Origin of the sequence: Paenibacillus sp. 4624 (assembly GCF_050435065.1) — a bacterium.
Lineage (GTDB): Bacteria > Bacillota > Bacilli > Paenibacillales > Paenibacillaceae > Paenibacillus > Paenibacillus amylolyticus_D.
In genome coordinates this window covers 44,339-70,497 of the sequence record NZ_JBNDJR010000017.1, presented here as the reverse complement: position 1 = coordinate 70,497, position 26,159 = coordinate 44,339, and the positions used below count along the sequence as shown (strand labels likewise).

The following is a 26,159-nucleotide window of genomic DNA, read 5'->3' as shown; positions in this document are numbered from 1 at the left end:
TATTCGACTATTATAGCGTAAACGAACCGGGAAAAAACAATTTTATTTTTACTTTGTTTAACCAATAGACAAAGTAAAATGGATGTGTTAGGATAACGGTGTAAACGATTTCTTAAACAAACTCTTTTTAAAACTTTTGAGGAGGCATTTATCACATGGCCTATTTTGAATCCGTTAATAAGATTGCATTCGAAGGTAAAGATTCCAAGAATCCATTTGCTTTTAAACATTATAATCCACAAGAAGTTGTCGCTGGCAAAACGATGGAAGAACACTTCCGTTTCGGTATGGCTTACTGGCATACATTAACTGCAGGCGGCAGTGACCCGTTCGGTGCTGAAACAGCGGTACGTTCATGGGATAGCTACTCCGGTCTGGATAAAGCGAAAGTTCGTGTAGAAGCGGCTTTTGAATTCATGGAAAAAATGAATCTCCCATACTACTGTTTCCACGATGTAGACGTGGCTCCAGAAGGCGCATCACTGCGTGAATTCTACAGCAACATCGATACGATCGTTGATCTGTTGGAAGAGCACATGAAAGCAAGCGGCAAAAAGCTGCTGTGGAACACGGCTAACATGTTCTCCAACCCACGTTTCATGTTTGGTGCAGCATCCACTTGCAACGCAGATGTATATGCTCACGCAGCAGCACAGATCAAAAAAGGCCTGGAAGTAGGTAAACGTCTCGGTGCAGAAAACTATGTCTTCTGGGGTGGTCGTGAAGGTTACGACACATTGCTGAACACGGATATGCAACTGGAACAAGACAACATTGCTCGTATGTTCCACATGGCTGTTGATTATGCAAAAGAAATCGGCTTTGACGCTCAGTTTCTGATCGAGCCTAAACCTAAAGAGCCAACGAAACACCAATATGACTTTGACGCAGCAACTTCCATTGCATTCTTGCAAAAATATGATCTCGACAAACAGTTCAAGCTGAACCTTGAAGCGAACCATGCAACGCTGGCTGGTCACACATTTGACCATGAAATCCGCGTAGCACGTATCAACGGCATGCTCGGTTCCCTGGATGCAAACCAAGGCGATCTGCTGATTGGCTGGGATACGGACGAGTTCCCGGTTGATATGTATGATGCTACTCTGACCATGTATGAAGTGTTGAAAAACGGCGGTCTGGGCAAAGGTGGCGTAAACTTTGACGCTAAAGTTCGCCGTGGCTCCTTCGAACCTGAGGATCTGTTCCTGGCTCACATCGCAGGTATGGATACGTATGCGAAAGGTCTGAAAGTAGCTTCCAAGCTGATCGAAGACCGTGTATTCGATGAATTCATCGAGCAACGTTACAGCAGCTTCAACGAAGGCATCGGTGCAGATGTTGTTGCAGGTAAAGCTACACTTGCTTCTCTCGCTGAGTATGCACTGAACAACGAAAATCCACGCAAAAACCAATCCGGACGTCAGGAATTGCTGAGAGCAAAACTCAATCAATACATCCTGGCTGACTAATAGCAGTCTTTAATAACAGTCTTAGAGGAAGAGTAGATTCATGTCCGAACGAACTGCCTATGACTAGATCATTGCCGCAGATAAAATAGGAATCATACCTCTTCCTACTCGGTGCAAAAGTATGTTGCACCCTGGACGTTGAATAAGCGTGACATTCAAACCGTCCCCGCTTTCCTCTGGGAAGGCGGGGACGGTTTGTTGTCATTGAAGCCCAATTTGCCGCAAACGAGTACGGTTGTACCGTTTGAAAGCAACGTTACAAGGGGCATGCAGAAACGGAGTGGGCAGAAAAGACCCGGAGAAGCGGAGCTGAAAGCTTTCAGGAGGAAAGCTGACATCGTAAGCATATGCTACGCATTTACAACCGGATTTCACCCTTGAAAAGGGGGAAGTGAGGAAATCCGGGGGTAAGGGAGATCGAAGGGCTTTCTGCACACGGAGTGACCTTCCATGTCCACTAAGGTTTCAATCCTGTATAAACGAAAGGAGTATACTTATGAGTTATGTAATTGGCGTCGATCTCGGAACAAGTGCAGTCAAGACCGTTTTGGTCAATCGAGAAGGTAAAGTGGCATTTGAAGCATCGGAGGCTTATCCGTTGTATCAGCCTAAAGCTGGATATAGTGAACAAAATCCAGAGGATTGGGTGGAGCAGACGATTTTATCGCTTCGCAAGCTATTGGAAGTATCGGGCGTGCAACCTTCCGAGATTGAAGGATTAAGCTTCTCCGGTCAGATGCACGGGCTGGTGCTGGTGGATGCAGAAGGTAAACCACTGCGCAATGCCATCCTGTGGAACGATACCCGAACGACAGCTCAGTGCCGCCGGATTGAGAAGGTGCTTGACAGCAAGTTGCTCAGCATTGCCCGGAACCGTGCATTGGAAGGTTTTACGCTGCCTAAAATCTTGTGGGTGCAGGAAAATGAACCTGAATTGCTGGAACAAGCGTCCTTGTTCTTGTTGCCAAAAGACTACGTCCGTTATCGCCTGACTGGCGATTACGCGATGGATTATTCCGATGCAGCGGGTACGTTGCTGCTGGATGTGGCAGGCAAACAATGGAGCACGGAGATCGCATCGGCATTTAATCTGCCGATGTCACTTTGCCCGCGCCTAGTTGAATCTTTTGACGAAGTCGGCACCTTATTGCCTGAGATTGCAGAGCAAACAGGCTTGGCGTCAGTAACTAAAGTATTTGCTGGCGGTGCCGATAATGCTTGCGGTGCAATTGGCGCAGGCATACTAAGTGAAGGACAGACGATGTGCAGCATCGGTACGTCTGGGGTCGTTCTCTCGTACGAAGAACGTAAGGATCTCGATTTCGAAGGAAAAGTGCACTTTTTTAATCACGGGGAGAAAGATGCCTTCTATATTATGGGTGTAACGCTTGCGGCGGGATACAGTCTCTCCTGGTTCAAAGACACCTTTGCAGCAGACAAATCATTCGATGTGCTTTTGCAGGGAATCGACCAGATTCCGGCAGGAAGCAACGGTCTGCTGTTCACGCCATATATCGTAGGGGAGCGCACACCTCACCCTGATGCGAATATTCGAGGCAGTTTTATCGGCATGGATGCCGGACATAAGCTGGAGCATTTTGGACGTGCTGTAATGGAAGGCATCACCTTCTCGTTACGTGAGTCGATTGATATTTTGCGTGGTGCGGGCAAGACGGTCAATGAGGTGATCTCCATTGGCGGCGGAGCGAAGAACGAAGCTTGGCTGCAGATGCAAGCGGACATTTTCAATGCAACGATTGTGAAGCTGGAGAGTGAGCAAGGTCCGGCGATGGGGGCAGCCATGCTGGCGGCTTATGGCAGTGGCTGGTTCCCGACGTTGCAAGAGTGTGCGGCGGCATTTATTCGTCCAGCGAAGTCCTACGAACCAAATCCGGAGACGGTAGCGGTCTATGACGGATTATTTGCCATTTATCAAGAGGTGTACGGACAGACACGTGGCTTGAATGATCGTTTGGCGGCATATCGTTAAATCGCCATGGAGAAGCAGGAGCAATCCTATTTCCAGAACAAGCCTATAAAAGCATAAGCTGTGATAAAAGAAACATTAGAGAAGCATTCGCGCAGGCGAGTGCTTTTTTGTTTTGTTTACTCTATGGACCTCACATTTGCCCTGCATAACCGGATTCCAGCTTAGCATAGATTGGATATAGAGGGTTTGCGTCTACAAGAACCGGAAGCATGGGGGTGTGGGGTTGGAAGAGCAGGAGCAACAGGAGCAGGAACAGGAACAGGAGCAAGAGCAAGAGCAACAGAATCATGGGCAGGGAAAGGAACAACTGGTAAATCAAAGGCCACATATCACCTTATCCATGATTGTATGCAACGAGGAGAAGCGATATCTTAGGCAGGCACTTGTAACACATCGTCCATGGATTGATCGGGCTGTCATTATTGATGATGGAAGTACGGATGGGACGGCCGCCATGTGCAGAGAGCTTTTACAAGGTATTCCTCTTGTACTAGTGCAGAATCCGGTCTCGCGTTTTTCCGATGAGGTGACTCTGCGAAAACAACAATGGGAGGAGACCCTCTCAACGAACCCGGAGTGGATTCTTAATCTGGATGCGGACGAGGTTTTAACACCGGATTTTGGGATTTTGCGGGATGACATCTTAAGCGGATGGGAAGAAGCTATTTATTTCCGTTTATATGATATGTGGAGTGAGACTGCGTACCGTGAGGATGCATACTGGCAGGCACATATGTATTATCGGCCTTTTCTCATCAAGTATCGTCCCGGGATGGTGTATGAATGGAAGGAAACACCGCAGCATTGCGGACGATTCCCGTTGAGCATTCAGCATCTGCCCTATGCCTGTCATACCCCGCGAGTGAAGCATTATGGCTGGGCAAGAGAAGAAGATCGTGTTCGCAAATATGAGAGATACCAAACACTGGACCCCGAAGCACAGTATGGCTGGAAAGAGCAATATGAATCGATATTGGATGCAGAGCCTCGGCTTATTCCATGGTCTGATTAAGGGGAAGGGAGTGAGCTTCATTGATGAAAGAACCGCTAGACCGTAAAAGCAGTAACAAAAGTATCCAAGATGAACTGCCAGCGGATACCATACCATCCAAGTCTGAGAAGGAGACAGGGCAAACGTTAAGGATAAAACAAGAAAAAAAAAAAGAGCGAGTACACAAACAAGAGCAAACCCCGGAGCAAGAGCAAATCCCGGAACAAGAACAAGAACAAGGACAAGAACAGAAGCAAGTGGAACAGCCCCAACAAATGACAGGTCAGAAGGGAAAACAACAGCCACAGCAAAGCGAAGAGGAAAAGGACAAGAAAATGGAAGAGGAAGAGGACATCCTGCAAAGCACCCGTGAGCGTATCCTGATTGCTAGTCCTGTACGGCAGACAGCTGCTATTCTGAATGAATTTCTGGATTCCTTGCAAAGACTTGAGCGAAAGACGGTGCGTACAGACTGTTTGTTTGTAGATGATAATGAGGAAGCAGCCTCATCCCAAATGTTGCATGATTTTGTACTTCGCCATAACGGTAAGGTGATTCATGCTCGCGATTTGAATGGTACGGAGAGTGGGGACGCGGACGATCCAGGGAACTACAACAAAGATGAAGGTGGTCACTACTGGAGAAACGAACAGGTATGGCGAGTGGCCAGGCTGAAAAATAACATTTTACAGTACGCACGTGAGCATCATTATGATGGTGTGTTTCTGATCGATTCCGATCTGGTGCTGCACCCGCGTACGCTGGAACAATTGGTATCGAGCCAAAATGAGATTGTATCCAATATTTTTTGGACCAGCTGGCAACCGGGAACAAAGGAAATGCCGCAAGTATGGCTTCAGGATGAGTATGCACTCTATCGTCGGGGAGGGTCAGCTCTTGCGGGCATAGAAGCGCAGGATGAAGACGCCCAGGCGAGTGCCTTTCTAAACCAGCTGCGTATTCCGGGTTGTTATGAGGTGGGTGGATTAGGTGCTTGTACTCTAATTCGGCGATCTGTACTTGAAGCGGGAGTGAATTTTGATCGTATCCCGAATGTTTCTTTTTGGGGAGAGGATCGTCATTTCTGCATTCGTGCTCAGGCGTACGGGTTTCAACTGTTTGTGGACACTCACTACCCAGCCTATCATATCTATCGTTTGTCCGACTTGCCGGGGGCAGCGGCCTATAACCGCAGAATTAGACGAGGCGAAGAGAGCATTCGTATTAGCTTATGTATGATTGTGAAAAATGAAGAAACCTCCCTTGCCAGATGTCTGGACTCCGTAAAAGGAATTGCCGATGAGATCGTCATCGTGGACACAGGTTCCACGGATCGCACAAGGCAAATTGCGGCTCAGTACACCGACTGTATTTTCGATTTTGAGTGGGTGGATGATTTTGCTGCGGCACGGAACTTTGCCTTTGATCAGGCCTCCTGCGAATATATATTATGGCTGGATGCGGATGATGTGTTTGAACCAGAGGATCGCGCCAAACTGATTGCATTGAAACAGTCGCTTGATCCGGCAGTGGACAGTGTAACGATGGATTACAACCTTTCCTTCACGCCAGAGGGCAAGGTCGCGTATAGTCTGCGGCGAAATCGTCTGGTGCGGCGGGATCGCCAGTTTCGCTGGATTGGAGCAGTGCATGAATACTTGGCTGTAGCAGGTAATTTGCTGCATAGTGATGTGGCTGTGACGCATAAGAAAGATAAGGTGTATACAGATCGAAACCTAAGAATATATCGCAAACGGGAACAGGCTGGTGAAGACTTCTCACCGCGTGACCTCTATTATTTTGGCAATGAACTGAAAGACCATGCTTATCACGAAGAAGCCATAACCTACTATGAGAAATTTCTGGACACCGGACTGGGATGGGTCGAGGATCGGATTGCAGCCTGCCAGAAAATTGCGGATTGCGAGGCAGTACTGAAACGCCCGGAACGGGAAGCAGCTGCGTTGTTCCGTTCCTTTGCCTATGATTTGCCGAGAGCAGAGGTGTGCTGCCGACTGGGGGGATATTTTGCAGATAGAGAAGACTACCGCCAAGCTATATTCTGGTATGAACAGGCCGTGCAGGCGATCCGTCCAGGTGATCCGATGGTTGTACTGAATGAAGCAGCGTGGACTTGGATGCCGCATCTGCAACTATGTGTATGTTATGATCGGATGGGCAACCGAGCGAAAGCGAAGGAGCACAACGACATTGCCCTAGCTTATCATCCTACTCACCCAAGTATGTTGTACAATGATCGATATTTTAAGGATTTGGCGAAGGAAAGCGTATTGGAGAATGCATAGAGTTTAGCTTAACGGGCTTTAATAGCGATATATGATCAGCACGTTAGTTGCCATAATGCATGTAATGCAAGGAAATTGTTGCATTTGTAGCTCCTCTTATTCAAAAAACTAGGATGAATCCTAAGGTTAACAGAGTCCACCTCTTCGCGATGAAGAGGTTTTTTTGTGTCTATTTTTAAAACCAGAATTAAGGAGACGGGCCCACAGGGGGAGAAAATTGGCAACGTTATAATGAAAAATTCAAGAAACAAACGGTGAAATTTACCCAAGAATCAAACGAAGATGCTTGGGGATCTCGCGGAAGAGCTCAATATTCCGAAAGATAAGTTTGTGGAAAACCATCGCTCTGAGTTTTTTTGGAGAAAATGTGCGCCATTTTAGATGTATCTCGTAGTGGATATTACAATGAGTTCGTGGGATTCATGGCAGGGTAACTGGCTCCGACTTTATTCTAACGATCACAGGAGAGCTTATTTCAAGGTTTTTGAGGGTTTGAGAATTTTAACGATCACCACAGACGCTATTTCGGCAAGAATGCACATAATGGGGCGAAAACATCACTAATCTGAGTAAATAAGCTCTCTGGTGATCGTTAGAAAATAAGTAGTGGCGAATCAGGCCAAATAAGGTTTCTGGTGATCGTTAGAAAATGTGATGTTATGTCTAAACCGCGAATCGGAGCTAATAATTGCAATGACAAAATGGAAATGCCTGATGCCTAATGCCTGATGCCTGATGTCTTGATGCCTTTATACTCTATACCTCTATCTCTTGGTCGTTCTGGCACCGCAGGGAGACTTATTGTTATGTTGTCCACAATCCCTACTTCCACGATCCCTATTATGGATTAATGTATTTCGTTCAATGGAGCATATGCATTACAATAGTTTTTAACGGAAAAGCAGTGAACACCAAGACTTGTCTTCACGGGTTTTTGGCTGCCGAATCTGAACGAAGCAAGGGGAGTGAATGGATATGAATATGGATATGGATATGGATCTGACAGAAGTATTACTCGAATCCAGACTGGTCGCGATCGTACGCGGCATAAGCCGGGAAGAGGCGGTGACAGCTGGTCAGGGCATGACCGACGGTGGCATTCGTTTAATGGAAGTAACGCTGAATACACCGAATGCGCATCAGATCATTGCTGACTGGCGCGAACGTCACGGAGGACAAGCCTATGTCGGCGCAGGCACGGTACTCAATGTGAGCATGGCGAAGGAAGCCGTGTCTGCAGGGGCACAATTTTTGGTATCCCCCAATGTCGATCTGTCTGTTATTGAATATGCTGTAGAACACGGTGTTGAGATTTGGCCTGGGGCGATGACACCAACGGAGATTGTAGCTGCATATGAAGCGGGAGCACGGGCTGTTAAGCTGTTTCCTATGGCTAGTCTGGGTATTCCATACCTGCGTGAAATCAAGGCACCTCTCGATCACATTCCACTGCTTGCAACGGGTGGCGCGACGCTGGAGAATATCGCTGCCTATTATGAGGCAGGTGCAGCCGCAGTAGGCTTGGGAAGTGCACTTTTGCCAAAAGAAGCTCTAGCTTCGAGAGATAGCGCACAGATTGCAGAGCGAGCAAGAGCATTTGTGAAGGCAGCGACTGCGAGAACAGACAGTAGATAGCGTTTAGGTAACGTTAAGAGCAAAGGGACTAGAGTAGAGGGCTTAATTTAAGAAGAAATAAGTAAATTAGGCGTAATGGGGTATATAAAAAGAGTTTACATGGTTAATCGTGATTACTAACAAAAATGGAGATCATTTAACGTGTAGTTGATCCTGTTATCGTATGATAAGCATATGTCAGTAGCCAGAGAGGAGAGAGGCCTTGTGAAAGCGAGAACGATGATTGGCGGTATGTTGGCAGTAGCCGCTGTAACTGCGGGTGGTTTATGGAAGGCAGCGGTAAAAAGCCAGACACCCAAAAAAATTCCGATTACGTTGACACCGCCGATGCCTTTTGAGGATATTACCTTTGAAAGTGGAGGGGGACAGGTGCAAGGTTGGTTCATTCCAGCGAGACCCGATGTTCCTAAGCCTTGGCCGCTCGTGATAATAGCACATGGCTGGGGTTCCAATCGCTCTCGTGTATTACGCTATGCGCGCCCCATCTGGGAAGCCGGGTATGCACTGTTTATGTATGATGTGCGTAGTCATGGAGCCAGTGATCCTGTTCGTGCTGCATCAGCCTATCTGTTTAGGGACGATCTACTGGCTGCGTTGACCTATGTATCAGGCCGGTCCGAGATTTACCCCGAAGCTATCGGAGTGTTGGGGCATTCCTTGGGCGGACTGGGAACGATTCTTGCAATTACAGAAGGCATTCCAGTTTCCGCCGTGGTCACCGACTCCATGCCATCCCAGTTTCAGGTGATCGTCAGTTCGGAACTGAGACGCCGGCGCCTGCCGCTTTTCCCGCTGGCACAGTTGATCCCCCGAATCTGGTTTTGGCGGTTAGGTGAGTCTTTAAAGACGTATCAGCAGAATGATGCAGTAATGATGCTGAATGAGCGGCGAAGAAGCATGCAGTTGCCATTTTTGATGGTACACTCCAAAGGGGATAATTTTATTCCACCGAGTGAACTGGAATATTTTATGTCCAAAGCCGATCCGCCGGTAGAGCATCTATGGGTTAACAGTGAAGGTCACAGCTGCTCTGAGGAAGATCCGGCTTTCTGGGATACGGTCATACCGTTCCTGAAAATGCATGTTCGTTCCGCTCCAGAGAGAGCTGCGCATGACGAAACTACAATTAATCAGGACGCAACAGATCTGCATCATAGCGCAGGTTGATAGCGAAAAACGCCAACTCGATTGGCGTTTTTTTTGTTGTGTCTTTTTATTATACAGAAATTCACAATTGTAAAATTACCCGGAAAACAGCGATTAAAAAGGAAGCTTATGGTATCATAGATTAGAATGGCAAAATTCATGCGAGAGTATTTATCATGCATCTTGCGTGAAATCGAAGGGAGAGGTAACCATTTTGAGTTGGGATTGGAACATGAATGGAAGGCTTAAAACGTTCACAGCCAAAGCCGCAGCAACAGCAATGGCAACTCTGCTGTTTACGACACAGGTACCAGGTTTGACGGGGAGCGCATCCGCTGCTCAGGCGGGAGCTGGCTCAGTGAATGAAGCAGTGTCGGGGGAAAATGATCAACTAGACGTAACAAGCAATGACGTGCCGGAGGGTGCAAAAATTTCATCCAGGCAAGCCGCTGAAAATATATTAAAGCTGTTTCCGCTATTAAAAAAAGCGACGATCTCATCCGCTAATTTCGATGTATCCAATTCTTATCCACCGCCGGATTACAAAGTATGGGATGTCGGATTTCAGTTTGTACAAGGCAATCATTCCATGGGATTCAGCGCAAGTGTGCATGCAGGCACAGGGGAAGTCCTAAGTGTACATCTGCCATCTGAGTTTGTAGAGAGTCAGTTGTCATCCGTATCAGAGGTTCAACTGACCAAGGAAGAAGCCGAAAAAACGGCTTTGGAACTGCTACATCAAGCGATTCCTGAACTTAAGGATGGACAGTATGTACCGCTAGGAGACACGGTTTCACCTGTGGAACAGCAAGCGTTATTTGGCCGCAATGAATATCAATTTGTCTATAACTTGAAACATGATGGTGTTGTGTCGGATGCAGAGACAGTCTACATAACTGTGGATGAGAGAGGTCAGGCCACATCGTATTCACGTTCGACTATCTCGGCAAAATACCCCTCTTCCAAGCCGAAGGCCTCGGAAGAGCAGGCCAGACAGGTGTTTGAAGATGGATTTGATGTAGAGCTTGCATATATCTCCAAAGAACAATTGTCTTCCATACAGGGGCAAAAATATGTTCTTGGTTATTTGCCAAAAGGTGATAGTATGGGGCCGATTAACGCTAACACGTTAGACCGAATTGACGTGATGACAGGAAAAGCCGTGGACAAGAGCAGTTCACAGCAAAATAAAAAAGTAACGGGCAATGGGCCGGCATTTGCCGCAGCGAGCGGTCAGCGCCTAAATGTGCAACAGGCAGTAGAGCGGGTTGCAGCCAATTTTGACATTCCCAAGGATTACAAACTCGAGCACAGCCAATTAACTAAAGGTTACTATGGCAATGCGAACAGCCAGGTATGGAGTCTAAGCTGGAGCAATCGGAATGCAAACATATCCTATATGTTCATGCGTGATATTTCGGCACAGGTCGATGCGGTTACCGGACAGGTCTACAGCTACAATTTGATGCAACGGGTTGGACCAGAGATGGGGCAGGAAAAGCCTTCTCAAGAGAAGGATAAAAAGGCTGTTACTTCAACACAGGCCGAGAAACTTGCGATGAATACGATCATTGCCGCTGTACCACAGGCAAAAGAGCAGTATCAACTGGCCAGAATGATAGAAGCAGACGATGCTCGTACGTTTGTGTTTCAGCGTTATTTGAATGGGATTCGGGTTCAGGATGACACGGCACAGGTGCAGGTAAAGAACAATGGGGATATTACTGAATTCTATACACGCTTGGCGGCATCTTCTGAGCAACTACCGGCAGATATTACACCTGCAATCTCTTACGAAAAAGCTAGGGAACTCTATCTGAAGAAATATACGTTAACGTTGAATTATGCTCGTTACGGTGGGTTCGGTTTGGGTGCTAGTGAACCTGTACCTGTAGGAGTAAATTTGGCTTACGTACCTGTAAGCGGCAAGAAATCTCTATACAATTTGAATGAACTGCTCGATGCCAATACAGGTCAATGGTTCTTCATGTACGGTGTAGACCATGCGGCATCTCAGATCGAACCGACAGATATTGCGGGTCATATTGCTGAATCAGCTTTGCGTAACATGACCAAGCATAAGGTGTTGCTTGCCGATGAGCAGGGACGTGTATTTCCGGATCGGGTCGTTACCCGAGGAGAGTGGTTCAATTATCTGGCAAGAGCAATTAATCCGAACATGGACATGTACTATAACAGCGATAGCAATGAAAAACTTTTTGCTGATTTAACCATAGAAAGTCCGTATTACAAGGCGGTGAAAGTCCTCATAGATCAACGCTGGATCGGTGGAGCTGACCCTGAGAAGCAGCTAAAACCTGAGGAAGAAATGACACGTGAGGAATTGGCAGTCTTGCTGATGCGCATTCTACGTTATGAGAAGCTCGCCGGATTCTATATGCAGCCGTCCGATTTGCCTAACATTGCCGACGCCAGTGCGATCAACAATAAGGGTGCTGTTTCTCTGAGCTTGAAGCTTGGCTTGTTACCTTCTATTGAGGGAAGATTTATGCCTGCGCGCAAAGTAACGGTAGCCGAGGCATCTCAAGTTCTTGAGCGACTTGCCAAGTTACAGGGCAAAACGGACACGTTTATGAAAGGCAGCCGCCTTTATTAATTCCAGGCGGAGCTCACCTGCATTCATTTGTACGAATCTATACGCAGGCAAAGCCACTCATAATCTGCTCCAGGAAAACATAGGATGAAGTGAAGCGGCAAACATGATGACTGCAACTAAAGTTCAAGGGGCCTTCCGAGAAGGTCCCTTTTCCACTTGATTACACTAACATTGGAAAGATATAAGTTGAATTATTCTTTTACACGTTAACGAAGTGGACAGAAAAAACCTGGAAAAGCGAAGCGCTCGCGTTTATCACCGGATTTTCCCCTTTGGAAAAGGGAATTCAAAAAATCTGGGGATAACAGCGATGGGAAGGTTATTCTGTCCTTGGAGTGGACTGTGTAAAATTTTTAGTTCAACTTATATAGAACAATGAAAGCAAGACCTTTTATGATACAATAGGGCATGAGAATGCTACGAAGAAGGGTGGGGTCCTTTCATGGGTAAGAACGGTAAACGAGTGATCACCTTGTTGCTGGCAGGCTGTCTTGTTGCGGCATGGTTGCCGCGTACGGTTGACCTTGATCAATTGTATGCCGCGTCAGGTACGTCCGAACTATCTACAGCGACGGATTTGCGTCAGACACTGTTGAATGCGATGTCGCAGCGTACAGAGAAAGTGGTGTTTACCTATAAGGGGAATGTGAAGGGCCTCAAGAAACAGTTGCAGACCTCTATCGATGAAGCAATGAAGAGTGATCCTTATATTCAATATACAGTGAAAAGTTATGCGTTTAACTATAAAGGCTCCAATACGTCAGCCGAGGTGGATGTGACCCTCTCGTATCGGGAAACGAAAGCGCAGACCGATTATGTGAATCGGAAAGTAGCTAGTGTGCTCAAAGAAATCATTAAACCTGGAATGACGAGCCATGAGAAAGTTAAAGTTATTCATGATTGGATTGTGTTAAACCTTGCTTATGATACCTCATTACAAAAATATACGGCTTATGACGGACTTGCGACAGGCAGTACTGTATGTCAAGGATACTCCTTGCTCACATATCGCATGCTGGAGCGGGTAGGGATTGAAAATCGCATTGTTGAAGGTCAAGCAGGCGGACAACTCCATGCCTGGAATCTGGTGAAGCTGGATGGAAAATGGTATCACCTCGATACAACATGGGATGATCCAACACCTGATCGCAAAGGCGTTGTGAGCCATAATTATTACTTGTTAAGCGATAAAGAGATGGCGCGTGACCATGTCTGGACAGGCAAAAACAGGTACCCTGCAGCCTATGCACCTTACCGTGATGCGCTGCTTAAACTGGCGAAGACGGACGGAAACAAGCAGGAGGTATACCAAAAGCTGTACCACGCACTGGAGTACTCTCTGTACGATGAACAGGATGCGGTCAAGGAACGGGCAGTGCTCAAAACCAAAGTCCAGAGTGTGCTAAATGAGGGCGGAACTTCGCTAACTTTTAGATATAAGGGCACGGAGAGCGGTTTGATCGAAGATTTGCAGGATCTGTACCAGCTAGGTATGAAGTCCATCTCCTATTTTGTCTCCAAGATGGAAGATACAACAGATCTGCGTGTCAAAATCAATTGGACCTTGTAATAGACAGACAGGTTCAGGATTCAGCCCCCGTACAACGGATCAAGTATATGCACAGCAACGTGTCTTTCTAATGATAGGAGCGCCCCGGTAACCTGGGCGCTCTTTTTGATATTCAGTTTTCAGGGGAATTGCACTGAAAAATAAAATCCCCTGTTCTACAAAAAAAGTCTCTGTAGAACAGGGGATTAATGAATCATTATCGTAGGTTTAAACGAAAAGCAGGGTTGAATCAACGACGACTACACTTAGCGACTGACCCTACTCTTTGATACCTGACGATTCGGTAGGCGTGAAGTCACATTCCTGCAGCGGAACAACCTTGGTTTTTTTGATCCATTTGTAACCAAGCCATAGAATGAGGAATAGCGGCACGCTCAGATAAGCAACAAGGGCTCCACTCCAGTCGATCTGGTCACCTGTGAATGCCTGATAGTTCTGTCCCAGAATCACGATGATACAAAGGACAAAAGCAAAGATCGGCCCAAACGGGAACCAACGTGCACGGTAAGGCAAATCCCTTAAATCCCGTCCTTGTGCAACATAAGCTCGCCGGAATCGGTAATGACTGATCGCAATACCCAGCCACGTAATGAATCCACACATGCCGGATGCATTTAGTAACCACGTATACACAATGCCGTCACCGAAGAGAGAAGCCAGAAATGCAAGCATGCCAACAGCGGTTGTGACGAGCAGCGCATTCATCGGAATGCCTCGTTTATTCAGCTTGCCAAGGAAACGCGGAGCTTTGCCATCCCGAGCAAGAGCGTAGAGCACACGGCTTGAAGCGTACATGCCGGAGTTCCCGGCTGAGAGCACGGAAGTCAGGATGACGGCATTCATGACAGAAGCCGCAATCGCAAGTCCTGCTTTTTCAAAGACAAGTGTAAACGGGCTGACCCCGATGTTCTCCAGATCACCCTTGAGCAGATTCGGGTGAGTGTAAGGAATAATTAAACTGATTACAGTAATCGCCAAAATGTAAAAGATCAGAATGCGCCAGAAGACCTGGCGAATGGCACGAGGCACGTTTTCGCGTGGATTCTCGCTTTCACCAGCGGCGACACCGATCAATTCCGTTCCCTGGAAGGAGAAACCCGCGGCCATAAACACGCCAAGGACTGCGAAGAAGCCGCCGTGGAATGGTGCATCGCCGACAGTAAAGTTGCTGAAGCCAACAGCTTCACCGCCCAGAATACCAAAAATCATTAATACGCCGACACTCAGGAAGATAATGACGGTGGCCACTTTGATAATGGCAAACCAATATTCCGATTCCCCGTATCCTTTGACGGACAGGATATTTAGAGCAAAGATCAGTACCAGGAATAGCAGACTCCATAGCATGGATGAGCTGTCCGGAAACCAATATTTAATCAGAACGGTAGCCGCAGCGAGTTCCGCGGCAATCGTTACCGCCCAGTTGTACCAGAAGTTCCAGCCCATGGCGAAGCCGAGAGCGGGGTCTACGAACCGAGCGGCATACGTATTAAAAGAACCGGAGTCCGGCATAAAGGTTGCGAGTTCTCCCAAGCTGGTCATGAGGAAATAAACCATGATTCCAACAGCTGCGTAGGCAAGTAATGCACCACCAGGGCCGGCAGTCGAGATAGCTGTACCACTTGCCAGAAACAGCCCCGTACCGATGGAGCCGCCGAGGGCAATCATGGTCATGTGACGTGCACGCAATCCTTTTTTCAATGTAGGTCCAGTTGTTGTTGTGTGTGATTGGTTGCTGCGGTCTTGCATGAAAACACTCCTTCATTTGTATTGCTAATGCAGATCATAAGCTCCATAAACCAAAAAAGACCACAGGCATGAGCCAGCGGTCTTGATATCTATATCCGCACCATGTCCTAGATGATTAAGATAGCTCAACACAGAAGAAGTCATACCTTTTTTAGAAAAAGATACGAATACTTGCTGTGACAGTTCTGCACCTTTCGGCTGCAGCCCCAGCTCACCGGACCGATAAAGGAACGTCCAGTAAACTTCGGCGGGTACACCTTTCGGCTGATCTCAACAGCGGCTCCTAACGCCTTCTTCAGCTTACTGATCGCACCCGCGACCTCTACCTCACCATGCAATGGATGAGGTGTATCTATTGTTTATGAAATTAGAAATCACGCTTCGAGCAGCGTGTAACCTGTTAATCAAACAGACAACAAGTATACCGCTCATCGATTTACAGTGCAATAACAAATGTTGGAGTTTGCTCTAATGGCTTGGTAAAGAACATGTAGAAGAACAGATTAATCCTGCCTTTTATTCCGTCCTGCCATCTGCTGCCACACCGTTCCGGCGGCCTGTTCACCAGATTCGATACGTTCTAGCGCCATTTTGGCCTGTAAACTCACTTCAAATTCGGGATCTTCCGCGGCGAGACGTAAAGCCTGCTCCGCTTCTTCAGTTCCGACTTCATACAGAAAACGAGCCGCACGCCAGCGCACCAGTTTGCTCTTGTCCGTTAACGTTTCGATCATGGCCGGTGTGGCAGCAGGGTCACCGATGTCTGACAACGTATCCCCGGCAGTACGCCGTACAGCGGGAGAACTGTCGCGAAGCGCTTCGTACAGAAGTTCCATCGCTTCAGGTGTACGAATATCCCCCAGATAGACAACGGCCAAGCGACGAATTTGCATTTTGCTGTCGCGTAGCGCCTGAGCTACCAGAGGCAGTCTTTCTTCTGTTGGCTCCATGCCATCCAGTGCGGCATAGCGTACATTCCAGTCTTCGCTCCGAAGCGCTTCTTCCAGTTCCGTTCCAACCAGCGCACGCCGATGCTCAACGAATTCTTCCGTATTTGTACCATGCGCAATAGCTTGCTGAATGACCTGCTCCAATCGTTCCGGCGGGTAGGCCGCTTCCAGTTCCTGTTCAACTTCACGTGCAATATCCGGAAGCTCACCATACCGTACGCCGTAATCACTCAGTTTACGTTCTTTAATCAACGTAGCGCTGGCTACTTCTGTAACGGCTTTAACAAAACGGTCTGATAGTGAAATTCGCTCTTCTTTCGTTCCGGCTTTGACTCGAATCTGCATCGGCACTCCGCGGAAAAATTGAACAAAAACTTGTGCCTCCCCAAAGTGTTCACCTGTGGCATCTTCCGACTCGATCCAGTCCAGATTCATACTTTCCTGACCCAGACGGCTCTGTACTTCACCAAGAATAACAGACCAGTCTGCATTGCCTTTACGATCCAGTGCGACGAAGTCGGTGGTGTGGAATACACTTTTCACGCCTGGAATGTGGAGCATCTGGCGAATAAACGCCGGGGCTGAACGTTCGTTGTCGAGTGTATAGGTTCTGCGAATCCCGTCTTCCAGACGTTCGTCGAGATGTAACATCATCGTATTTGGACTTGGTGTTGGTTCAATGGAAACGATATTCATGGGTGAAACCTCCTATAATACCAGATTGATACATAACCTTCCGCAAAATAAATCACACGGGTACCTTTATTTTAACGGATATCTCTATTCTACATGAAATCAGGAAAACTGCGAAATTACATGCCGAGAAGAGGTATCTGCGTAGGGATGTGAAGAAGTACGAAGATTGTTAACACTTCTTTCATGTTCGTGCACAAACATTTTTAAATGAATCCTGACACAATATAGGTAAGAAGCTATTGGAGGTCATATCTATGGAGCCTGTTACTGTGCTAACGGATGGAGAGCGTTGTATTAACTTTGAGGAGATCAAACCTTTGTTTGAGGATTGGATTGCTTCTGCGCCATCAGATTCAGTAAAGGAAACAGGAAGAGGGGATTGGGAAAATTCCCGTTTTTGCATTGTAGATTACAGGAACGCTGAACAGGCAGTATCCGCAGCGAAAGCCATTCGTGCTTTTGTACCGGATGTGCCGCTACTGGTCATTACCGATTTTACATCCTTGGTTCGTAAGCGTCATCTGCAACAGATAACAGGTAATGGTGTTATGAAGTTGATGCTCTGGAATGAACAAGACCCCGATCAATTGGTTAGCGGCATTAAGAAGTGGCTGCAAACTTTCGGGTATGAAGCACCAATAACCATGCCTTCCGCTCTACACATCAGGTAAAACGAAAGAAGCATGGTGCGTGAAACCGTTTTTATACAGCTTTGTCATGTTTATGTTTGGTGACGTCTTTATCGAAGACTAACTAGACCATATATTTATAGCCTGTACCCCATACCGTTTTAATATAACGGGGATTTTTGGGGTCGGGCTCTATTTTTTTGCGAAGACTAGAGATATGTACGTCGATGGTTCGATCCAGATAGGCGCGTTCAGAGCCTTTGATGCGGTCCATCAGTTCATTACGGGTAAACACTTTGCCCGGATTGCGATACAATTCCTTCATAATCTCAAATTCAATATGGGTTACATCGATTTCAACACCATCTACAAATAACGTTCTCCTGTATTCATTGACATGAATGTGACCTGTCACTTCAGCTGGCTGATTCTCCTTAACAGGTTTATCCTGATAGGTGATAATCGACCTGCGTAGCAATGCTTTAATTCTGGCGTCCAACTCCTTCAGACTAAACGGCTTACAGAGGAAATCGTCAGCACCATTATGTAAGGCACGAAGTCGATCATTTAACATGGTACTTGCAGATATCATCAGTACAGGAACGGTGGAATTTTGACGAAAAGCATCAACAAGTTCGTTACCGTCAATCTCGGGCAACATCAAGTCCGTCACCACAATATCAGGTTGAAACTGGGGAAATAAATGAAGTGCTTCACGGGGGTGATGAACCCGCTCGGTTATGTATCCTTCCTCCTCAAGAAAAAAAGCGATCATGTCCGCTAAATTCTTTTCATCTTCTATAAGAAGTACTTTGATTGACATAGCTTCACACTCCTGGTGAACAAGGATTTGTTAAGAAAATACAATAAAATGATTAAAAATAACGCAAAAAATTTAATGGTTCTATTCCAGAATATAGAAAGTAGCACCAACTTGCAAAATGACTTTACCTTAATAATGTAGTTTATCATGAGTTTACTTTTTTTGCTGAATCATAAATTTTGCCATACGTACATTGAATGTTAATTAAAGTATAATGGATCAGAGTGGTTTGAGGGGGGAAATGTTCAAAGTTATCGCCAGCTATTAGGGGGAACAGATGTTGTTAGAGAGACCAAAGAGAGCAGGCATACAACGAATCCATGGTGAGGATAGATATATATGTATGGGATAACGGAAGTAAGGAACCTGTTGGAACGGATTCAATTGCACTTGAGAAGACCCTGGATTGGAACAGGTCTCCTAGTGATCTTTGGTTCATTAAGTGCCATTTTTCCGTTTACATTGTTCTATGGTGTGCAATTTGTAGTCATTAGTGCCGCGGCATTGGTTGCCCTTCGCTTGTATGGGGGGATATACGGTTTTGTATCACTTACGTTAATCTATCTATTGAAAAGCCTGATCGTTGGGCTGGATTCCCATAACCTTTATGTCATGGCAGGACATTTTATAGAACTGATCTGGATGCTGGGGTGGCAGAGATACTATAAAAAAGGCAGTCTGATCAAAGCTAACGGGGTGTTCTGGGTTGCGATGTTGCTTCCTGTAATTGGTTACGGATATTACGTATTAGGTCTGAGTGTTGAAGTGACCAAATATGAATATATGTACATGGCTGTCGTGAGCATGGTAAACGCCCTGATTGCAGGCATTGTGGTTGATTTTTGGATCACGCTCGGGGAACATCAGGCGAAACGAGCAGGCACGATTCCCTTATCCAGAATTGCATTTAAATATGTGGTTGCTTTTGTTGTGTTTGTATCTCTTGTTCTGTTGTCCGTGGATAGCCGCAGACAATTGAGCCAGATGAACGAATCCATCTTATGGGATATGAGACATGCGGCGAATGCTGTTGTTCAGGATTTGGATCAGCATTATGTAACACCGAGTAACCTTGCAGAAAATGTAGAGCGTTATCATCATTTGCTGGGGATGAATGTGGTTTTGCTAGATCAGCGCAAAGCGGTCGTTGTTTCTGGACTGCCAGAATATCAGCCGGGGGAGTTCATAAATATGGATCAGTATCAGGTGATTACATCGGCGAGCGGTCCAATTTTATTAAATTCGGAGAAAGCTCATTACAGTGATATCCTGGATCATTGGAGGCAGGCTTCTTTCATTTATGAGGCTGAGGAAACGGCAGAAACGCCTTACGAGGTTTTGGTTGAAACCAATTCGTCCCAGTATTACACGCAGATTGAAAAGATCTATTTGACGACGTTACAATCTTTATTCGTTATTATCGTTACATCAATGATTGCAGCAGCTCCATTGAGCAGCAAAGTGGTTAGTCCTTTACTTCGCTTGACCCGGCTAACAGGTTCTCTTCCACGTCTACTGTTTCGAAACGGAGGTATGGATTGGCCTAGCAGTCATGTGACCGAAGTCCAGATCCTCATTGGAAACTTACGCAAGATGGCGGATGTGTTACTCGAACAATTCGAACAGATTCGACTCGATAAGTTAACACTGGAGGACAGGGTCGTTGCCCGCACGAAGGAACTTAAAAATAGTGAAGGAATTAAACGTGCGATCATCGAGTCCTCCATTGATGCGATTATCTCGGTTGATTCCCAAGGGGTGATCATTGAGTTTAACCCTGAGGCCGAAAGGATGTTTGGATTGGGTCGGGAAGAGGTCGTGTTGCAGAAGGAGGCACCTTCTCTTTTTCAGGGGATTGGTTTTCAGGAAATTAAGTTGATGTTAGAACAATATGAGTATGTCGAAGGCAAAAGGTATATAACGGTTGATGAAATATTAGGTGTTCGTAATGACGGCTCCGTATTTCCGATTGAGTATAAAATTGTAGAGATTCAATTGGGGAAAAACGAGACGCTGTACAATCTGTTCATTAAAGATATTACAGAACGTACTCGTGCTGAAGAAGATCGGGTGCGTCATGCCCTTGTGTTGGAGCACCTTAACCTGGAACTGTTCCAAGAGAAGGCAGCGATTCAGGAACAGCGCGATATCAGTGAACAATTTATTGAATCGGTTCGTGAAGGACTTGTCATGTCTGACCGTTCGGGGACGATTACGATTGTGAATCGCCGAATAGAAGAGATGTTTGGACTGGGTAATTTCCTAGGAGAATCGATAACTGACTTGGCTCAAGCCATCGATTCAATGGTGCAGACTGAAAACTTCAATCTGACAGAACAGACAAGAGCATTCCTGGATGGAGAACAAGCATTTATCGAGACCAATTTCTATTTTGACAATGTGGAACAAAGCGTATTTTCATTGTATATGAAACAGATGGACGTGCCGGGGAAAAATCATGGATTCCTGCTCGTATTTCGTGACTTAACGGGTGAAGAGCGGCTCAACCGGATGAAAAACGAGTTGATCAGCGTTGTTTCTCATGAACTTCGGACACCTGTGGCTACCATCATGGGATATGTTGAACTGATGTTAATGTATGACCTTCCGGCATCCCAACGTAAAGAGTTCATGGAGACTATTGCGTCTGAAGGCAAACGTCTGAGCAGCTTGCTGGATGATGTGCTTGATATCCAACGTCTCGATAATGAGGGCATGACGTATCATATGACCTACGTTCCTCTCGTGGACCTTGTTGAAGGTGTAGCAGAGCAGTGGAACATGAAGTCTTCTCAGCGAATCTATGTGCATGTCTTTAATGGTGATCTCTTTGCTTATGCGGATCAGAACCGGATGGTTCAAGTATTGCATAATCTTATAGGCAACGCGGTAAAGTACTCTCCAGGAGCAGAACGAATCGATGTAACACTATGGGAAGAAGAGGGAGCCCTATGCATCGATGTACGGGATTATGGCATAGGGATTGCCGAGAGTGAGAAGGATCTGCTGTTTAACAAATTCTATCGTGTAGATAATTCGGATCATCGTCAGATTGGTGGCACGGGCCTCGGTTTGTATATCTCCCGCAAAATTGTGGAGGATCATCAAGGAAGTCTGACCTTCATGTCGGCTCCAGGGAAAGGCAGTACGTTCAAAGTCAGGTTGCCCAAACAGGACGTTGTCCTCTAGTGTGTTTACCGAAAGTTGATATGGAATGGAGAGCTTTTATCTTTTGGCACGTAACCGTGCGGAAAGGTAAAGGCTTTTTTTTATCGTTCTAACTTTGTTTTTTCGTCATCTGGGATAAAAAAACGGGAACTTTTGCACACTGTATATAGAGCCATAATTTGCATTCTGTGCAAAAGGAGGGCACCACGTATATGTTTCGCAAACAAGAGAAAACGCTTATCATCGTTTGTCTGGTGGCGGCTGTAGTTGTACTCTACGCCGTGGTCAAAAGCATCATCCGTATTATGAGTTATTAAAAATCCGTTCAGGCATGTACATAACCCATAACGAAACAACCAAACAACGATAACGATTACGCTGAAAGAGGAGTGTACCCATGTCATCTCTGGACCCTGTACTGCTCAGCCGGATTCTAACCGGTCTGACCCTGTTTGTGCATATTATCTTTGCTTCCATTGGTGTCGGTGTTCCGCTCATGATTGCTTTGGCTGAATGGCGGGGGCTGCGTACCAATGACATACATTACACCTTGCTAGCTCGTCGGTGGGCGAGAGGTTTTGTGATTACGGTGGCTGTGGGTGTAGTCACAGGCACATCGATCGGTTTACAGCTCAGCTTGCTGTGGCCCATGTTCATGCGTGTGGCTGGTCAGGCGATTGCGTTACCTCTTTTTATGGAGACATTTGCCTTTTTTGTGGAAGCCATCTTCCTCGGGATTTACCTCTACACCTGGGACCGTTTCAAAAAGAAATATACGCATATGCTGCTGCTCATTCCGGTGGCTCTTGGCTCATCCGCTTCTGCCATCTTCATCACAACTGTGAACTCGTTCATGAACCAGCCGCAAGGATTCACCTTGATTAACGGCATCATGAAAGACATTGATCCGATTGCCGCGATGCTGAACCCGGCAACACCAACGAAAGTGTCCCACGTGCTCGCTTCGTCCTACACGTTGAGCGCAGGCGTGCTGGCAGGTATTGCGGCGTTCAGTCTGTTGCGTGGACGTGATCATGTGTACTACAAAAAAGCGCTTAAGCTCACAACCGTATCTGCGCTTGTGTTTGCGATCAGCACCGTCATGATCGGTGATTCTTCAGGTAAATTTCTGGCGAAATATCAGCCGGAGAAGCTGGCCGCTGCCGAGTGGCATTTCAAAACGATGAAGGAAGCACCGCTCGTCTATGGCGGTATTCTGGATGAAAACAACGAGGTCAAATATGCCATTGAAATTCCTTATGCGCTAAGCATTTTGGCTGGCAATCGACCAGATACAGAAGTGAAGGGGCTGGAAGAATATCCAGCCGATCTCAGGCCCCCGTTGTCCATCCATTACATGTTCGACCTGAAAGTGACAACAGGAGTCATTATTCTGCTGATACCTGTGCTTTACGTGTTACGCCGCTGGTTGCCAGGACGCAAACCTTATCCCAAATGGCTGCTGCTTGGCATCGTGCTCCTGGGCCCACTGGCGATGATTGCGATTGAACTTGGCTGGATGTTTGCCGAGGTGGGCAGACAGCCCTGGATTTTGCGCGGATATATGAAGGTGTCTGAGGCGGCGACGACCTCGACTTCGGTTGGCTGGATGCTTGTGCTGTTCATCCTGCTGTATCTGGTGCTGTGTTTCTCGTGTATTCGCGTGATCAGCAAGTTGTTCCGTAACAAGGAAGCGGAGAAGGAACTGGATTCGCTTGGTCTGGAAGGAGGCATCGTGCATTGAGCTTTGAAATTGCGGGCATAGCGATTTTGTGGACGTTTCTGTTCGGTTATCTGATCGTAGCGTCGATTGACTTCGGCGCGGGTTTTTTCAGCTTTTACAGCATATTGACCGGACATGAAAACAAAATTCATAACATTATCCAACGTTACCTGTCACCGGTGTGGGAAGTGACCAATGTGTTTCTTATTTTCTTTGTGGTGGGGCTGGTCGGCTTCTACCCGGATAGTGCGTTCTTTTACGGTACGGCTCTGCTTGTTCCGGGTTCGCTGGCGATTGTGCTACTAGCGATTCGGGGGGTGTATTATGCCTACAATACTTATGGCAACCACGGGGAAAATAGCAGAATCTATCTGGCACTTTACGGGGCAACGGGATTGCTTATCCCGGCAGTGTTCTCCACCATTTTAGCGATATCCGAAGGCGGAATTATCGAACAGGTAGGCGAAAAGGTGTTTTTTCGCTGGCGTGAATTTTTGACAAATCCCTATACGTGGTCCGTTGTTTTGCTGGCTTTGGTGAGTGTGCTGTACATCTCCGCGATGTTCCTGTCCTATTACGCGAAGCGGGCCGGGGATGAGCCGGCCTTTGGCGTACTTCGGGAGTATGCGCTGCTGTGGAGCTTGCCCACGATTTTTGCGAGTTTTCTGGCTTTTCTGCAAATTAACAAACAAAATCCGGCTCACTTTGAACGTATGGTGGACATGTCATGGATGTTTATCGCATCCTTTATCTGTTTTGTTATCGCAGTGTCACTTGTGTGGAAGGAGAAATACCTGGGCTGGTGTTTTATCGCGGTTATGCTCCAATTTGCCTTTGCATGGTACGGTTACGGTCGCTCACATCTGCCCTATATTCTGTACCCGTACATCAATATTTACGATAACTTTACAAACCGAACGATGGGGATTGCGCTGATTACCGCATTCAGTCTTGGGTTGCTGGTGCTCATTCCATCGCTGGTGCTAATTATGAAGCTGTTCCTGTTTGATGCCAATTATGTACGCGGTAACGCCGGGAAAAAGAAAGGATGACTTCGCCATGTTTGCAACGACGATTTCGAATATTCTCTATACGCTGTCTGCTCTGCTGCCCCGGCATCTTTCAGTGTTGAGATCTGCATGGCCCACGGGCATTTATCCGGGATTGCACTTGCATCCGCTTTTGGAAGAAGGGGTGAAAGGCATACCGGGAATCACGGGGCTTAGCTTTTTTGAGACGTTTACGATCATGTATGCTCCGCCTCTGATTATGGTGGTTGCGATCGTTTTTCTCTTTGTATATATGGCGGTGTGTAAAAATCCAAAAGATTGATTGGATTGCCGTTGTACTTATGTCAGGTGGTACGTCCACTCCCGATACGGGTAATCTGATGTTAAGAACTGAGGAAGGGAGGAGGCCCCTTCATGCCCAAAATTCGTTACAACAATATTGACAATGTCAGTACAGACAAAACGCTGAAGGAGTTCAAGCAGTGGAGAGAACAGCGCCGCCGCAAAGTAAAGGACTATTCCTACAAAGTTCCGAAGCATGAGCCAGAGCTCGATTACTTGCATGCTAACCGGGAAGAAACCACGATCACGTGGATCGGACACTCCACCTTTTTCATCCAATATTATGGACTGAACATCGTAACCGACCCGGTGTGGGCGGAAAAAATGGGGTTTCAACGCAGACTTGGTGCCCCCGGCATTCCGATTCAGGATATTCCGCCGCTTGACGTCATCCTTATCTCTCACTCACACTATGATCACTTGCACTTGGCTTCCCTGCGTAAGCTGATTACATCGAAGACATTGCTTATTGTGCCGGATGGCCTGAAACGCAAGATGATCCGTAAGGGATTCCATCGCTGTCAGGAGATGAAATGGTGGGAACATACGGTGCTTGGTGGAGTGAAGATTACGTTTGTGCCTGCTCAGCATTGGACACGTCGAACGTTATTTGATACCAATACGTCTCATTGGGGCGGTTATGTATTGGAGCCAAACCATGTTTTGCATACCACAGAAGAGAGCGCAGCAACAAAAGAAGTGCCAGACCAGTCTGCTTCAGTGAATTCTGAATCGCAGCAAGCTCACGATGACAAACAAGTAGCAGGTTATCCACCTGTTCTATATTTTGTGGGAGATACCGGGTATTTCAAGGAGTTCAAAACGATTGGTGAACGCTTCGATATAGATGTAACGCTGATGCCGATTGGCGCGTATGACCCCGAATGGTTCATGACCTCGCAGCATGTTACCCCAGAGGAGGCTTTACAGGGGTTCGTAGAAACAGGCTCACAGCTTATGGTGCCTATGCATTATGGAACCTTCAAGCTGGCTGACGACACACCCAAGGAAGCACTGGATCGGCTTGAGGCGGAGCGAGAACGGCTCGGTATCGCCAAGGAACGCATTCGGGTGCTGGGGCATGGTGAGACTCTTCGCATCCGGCATGAAGCTGATGAGACCCAGTGAGTAGTAATTAAAAAAGTCCATGAAAAGTACGTTAAGTGGGCTAACAAAAGCCAGCCAGATATGGTAATCTATAAACATACGTGCATGAACAGCATATTTACCAAAACTTTAATCCGTAAAAAGCGGCTGATTTTCGAATTTGCCGCTTTTTTGTGTTATAATATGGTGCCAGAATAGGCATCGGATATTGAATCCATGATTTACGCAGGTTGCT

Annotated in this window: 17 protein-coding genes and 1 riboswitch; of the genes, 14 read left to right on the top strand and 3 right to left on the bottom strand. The window is 46.7% G+C overall.

Going from position 1 to position 26,159, the window contains the following annotated elements:
- Positions 1–155 precede the first annotated feature (155 nt).
- From xylA to ABIE27_RS27840, 8 genes are all read left to right on the top strand, one after another.
- Complete coding sequence (gene xylA, locus ABIE27_RS27875; RefSeq protein WP_123065876.1) at positions 156–1,472, top strand: xylose isomerase; 1,317 nt, start codon at positions 156–158, stop codon at positions 1,470–1,472.
- A gap of 496 nt (positions 1,473–1,968) precedes the next feature.
- Positions 1,969–3,462, top strand: a complete 1,494-nt coding sequence (gene xylB / locus ABIE27_RS27870) for a xylulokinase (protein WP_123065874.1) — start codon at positions 1,969–1,971, stop codon at positions 3,460–3,462.
- 223 nt (positions 3,463–3,685) lie between these two features.
- Entirely contained in the window at positions 3,686–4,474 is a 789-nt protein-coding gene (locus ABIE27_RS27865) for a glycosyltransferase family 2 protein (RefSeq protein WP_240037049.1), read from the top strand.
- A 23-nt stretch (positions 4,475–4,497) separates the two neighbouring features.
- On the top strand, positions 4,498–6,759 hold the full coding sequence (locus tag ABIE27_RS27860) for a glycosyltransferase (protein WP_429352051.1): 2,262 nt from the start codon (positions 4,498–4,500) through the stop codon (positions 6,757–6,759).
- A gap of 993 nt (positions 6,760–7,752) precedes the next feature.
- Complete coding sequence (locus tag ABIE27_RS27855; RefSeq protein ID WP_123065976.1) at positions 7,753–8,394, top strand: bifunctional 4-hydroxy-2-oxoglutarate aldolase/2-dehydro-3-deoxy-phosphogluconate aldolase; 642 nt, start codon at positions 7,753–7,755, stop codon at positions 8,392–8,394.
- A 204-nt stretch (positions 8,395–8,598) separates the two neighbouring features.
- The gene (locus ABIE27_RS27850) at positions 8,599–9,561 is read left to right on the top strand and encodes an alpha/beta hydrolase (RefSeq protein WP_429352050.1); all 963 of its coding nucleotides are present in this window, start codon (positions 8,599–8,601) and stop codon (positions 9,559–9,561) included.
- Positions 9,562–9,772: 211 nt separating this feature from the next.
- A complete protein-coding gene (locus ABIE27_RS27845) occupies positions 9,773–12,157 on the top strand; it encodes a YcdB/YcdC domain-containing protein (RefSeq protein ID WP_161556992.1) in 2,385 nt (794 codons plus the stop codon).
- A 442-nt stretch (positions 12,158–12,599) separates the two neighbouring features.
- Positions 12,600–13,727 carry a transglutaminase domain-containing protein gene (locus tag ABIE27_RS27840; RefSeq protein ID WP_429352049.1) on the top strand — a complete coding sequence of 376 codons (1,128 nt, stop codon included), beginning with the start codon at positions 12,600–12,602 and terminating at the stop codon, positions 13,725–13,727.
- Between the two features lie 258 nt (positions 13,728–13,985).
- Here ABIE27_RS27840 and ABIE27_RS27835 read toward each other — a convergent pair whose 3' ends face one another.
- Together ABIE27_RS27835 and ABIE27_RS27830 are read right to left on the bottom strand one after the other, a co-directional pair.
- A complete protein-coding gene (locus tag ABIE27_RS27835) occupies positions 13,986–15,476 on the bottom strand; it encodes an amino acid permease (RefSeq protein ID WP_123065870.1) in 1,491 nt (496 codons plus the stop codon).
- 113 nt (positions 15,477–15,589) lie between these two features.
- Positions 15,590–15,809, bottom strand: a riboswitch (Lysine riboswitch).
- Positions 15,810–15,979: 170 nt separating this feature from the next.
- Complete coding sequence (locus ABIE27_RS27830; RefSeq protein WP_429352048.1) at positions 15,980–17,122, bottom strand: virulence factor; 1,143 nt, start codon at positions 17,120–17,122, stop codon at positions 15,980–15,982.
- Positions 17,123–17,376: 254 nt separating this feature from the next.
- Here ABIE27_RS27830 and ABIE27_RS27825 point away from each other — a divergent pair, with 254 nt between their 5' ends.
- Positions 17,377–17,793 carry a hypothetical protein gene (locus ABIE27_RS27825; protein ID WP_123065868.1) on the top strand — a complete coding sequence of 139 codons (417 nt, stop codon included), beginning with the start codon at positions 17,377–17,379 and terminating at the stop codon, positions 17,791–17,793.
- Positions 17,794–17,875: 82 nt separating this feature from the next.
- Here ABIE27_RS27825 and ABIE27_RS27820 read toward each other — a convergent pair whose 3' ends face one another.
- Entirely contained in the window at positions 17,876–18,574 is a 699-nt protein-coding gene (locus ABIE27_RS27820) for a response regulator transcription factor (protein WP_123065867.1), read from the bottom strand.
- Between the two features lie 390 nt (positions 18,575–18,964).
- On the opposite strand from ABIE27_RS27820, the gene ABIE27_RS27815 reads away from it, so the two are divergent.
- The 5 genes from ABIE27_RS27815 to ABIE27_RS27795 all read left to right on the top strand — a co-directional run bounded on the left by ABIE27_RS27815 (position 18,965) and on the right by ABIE27_RS27795 (position 25,945).
- Entirely contained in the window at positions 18,965–21,763 is a 2,799-nt protein-coding gene (locus ABIE27_RS27815; protein WP_429352047.1) for an ATP-binding protein, read from the top strand.
- A gap of 376 nt (positions 21,764–22,139) precedes the next feature.
- Complete coding sequence (locus ABIE27_RS27810; protein WP_090924468.1) at positions 22,140–23,486, top strand: cytochrome ubiquinol oxidase subunit I; 1,347 nt, start codon at positions 22,140–22,142, stop codon at positions 23,484–23,486.
- Positions 23,483–24,517, top strand: coding sequence for a cytochrome d ubiquinol oxidase subunit II (locus ABIE27_RS27805; protein ID WP_429352046.1), 1,035 nt, complete (start codon positions 23,483–23,485; stop codon positions 24,515–24,517). The genes ABIE27_RS27810 and ABIE27_RS27805 overlap by 4 nt, the downstream gene beginning before the upstream one ends.
- Positions 24,518–24,524: 7 nt before the next feature.
- Positions 24,525–24,797 (top strand): hypothetical protein, encoded by a 273-nt coding sequence (locus ABIE27_RS27800; protein ID WP_123065864.1) that lies wholly within the window; start codon positions 24,525–24,527, stop codon positions 24,795–24,797.
- 92 nt (positions 24,798–24,889) lie between these two features.
- Positions 24,890–25,945: an MBL fold metallo-hydrolase gene (locus ABIE27_RS27795; RefSeq protein WP_123065863.1), complete on the top strand. Its 1,056-nt coding sequence runs from the start codon at positions 24,890–24,892 to the stop codon at positions 25,943–25,945.
- Positions 25,946–26,159: the final 214 nt, after the last annotated feature.

Excerpts from the sequence above, each read along its gene's own strand:
- xylA (WP_123065876.1), top strand. The coding sequence starts at position 156 with ATGGCCTATTTTGAATCCGTTAATAAGATTGCATTCGAAGGTAAAGAT.
- xylB (WP_123065874.1), top strand. The coding sequence starts at position 1,969 with ATGAGTTATGTAATTGGCGTCGATCTCGGAACAAGTGCAGTCAAGACC.
- ABIE27_RS27860 (WP_429352051.1), top strand. The coding sequence starts at position 4,498 with ATGAAAGAACCGCTAGACCGTAAAAGCAGTAACAAAAGTATCCAAGAT.
- ABIE27_RS27855 (WP_123065976.1), top strand. The coding sequence starts at position 7,753 with ATGGATCTGACAGAAGTATTACTCGAATCCAGACTGGTCGCGATCGTA.
- ABIE27_RS27845 (WP_161556992.1), top strand. The coding sequence starts at position 9,773 with ATGAATGGAAGGCTTAAAACGTTCACAGCCAAAGCCGCAGCAACAGCA.
- ABIE27_RS27840 (WP_429352049.1), top strand. The coding sequence starts at position 12,600 with ATGGGTAAGAACGGTAAACGAGTGATCACCTTGTTGCTGGCAGGCTGT.
- ABIE27_RS27835 (WP_123065870.1), bottom strand. The coding sequence starts at position 15,476 with ATGCAAGACCGCAGCAACCAATCACACACAACAACAACTGGACCTACA.
- ABIE27_RS27830 (WP_429352048.1), bottom strand. The coding sequence starts at position 17,122 with ATGAATATCGTTTCCATTGAACCAACACCAAGTCCAAATACGATGATG.
- ABIE27_RS27825 (WP_123065868.1), top strand. The coding sequence starts at position 17,377 with ATGGAGCCTGTTACTGTGCTAACGGATGGAGAGCGTTGTATTAACTTT.
- ABIE27_RS27820 (WP_123065867.1), bottom strand. The coding sequence starts at position 18,574 with ATGTCAATCAAAGTACTTCTTATAGAAGATGAAAAGAATTTAGCGGAC.
- ABIE27_RS27810 (WP_090924468.1), top strand. The coding sequence starts at position 22,140 with ATGTCATCTCTGGACCCTGTACTGCTCAGCCGGATTCTAACCGGTCTG.
- ABIE27_RS27800 (WP_123065864.1), top strand. The coding sequence starts at position 24,525 with ATGTTTGCAACGACGATTTCGAATATTCTCTATACGCTGTCTGCTCTG.
- ABIE27_RS27795 (WP_123065863.1), top strand. The coding sequence starts at position 24,890 with ATGCCCAAAATTCGTTACAACAATATTGACAATGTCAGTACAGACAAA.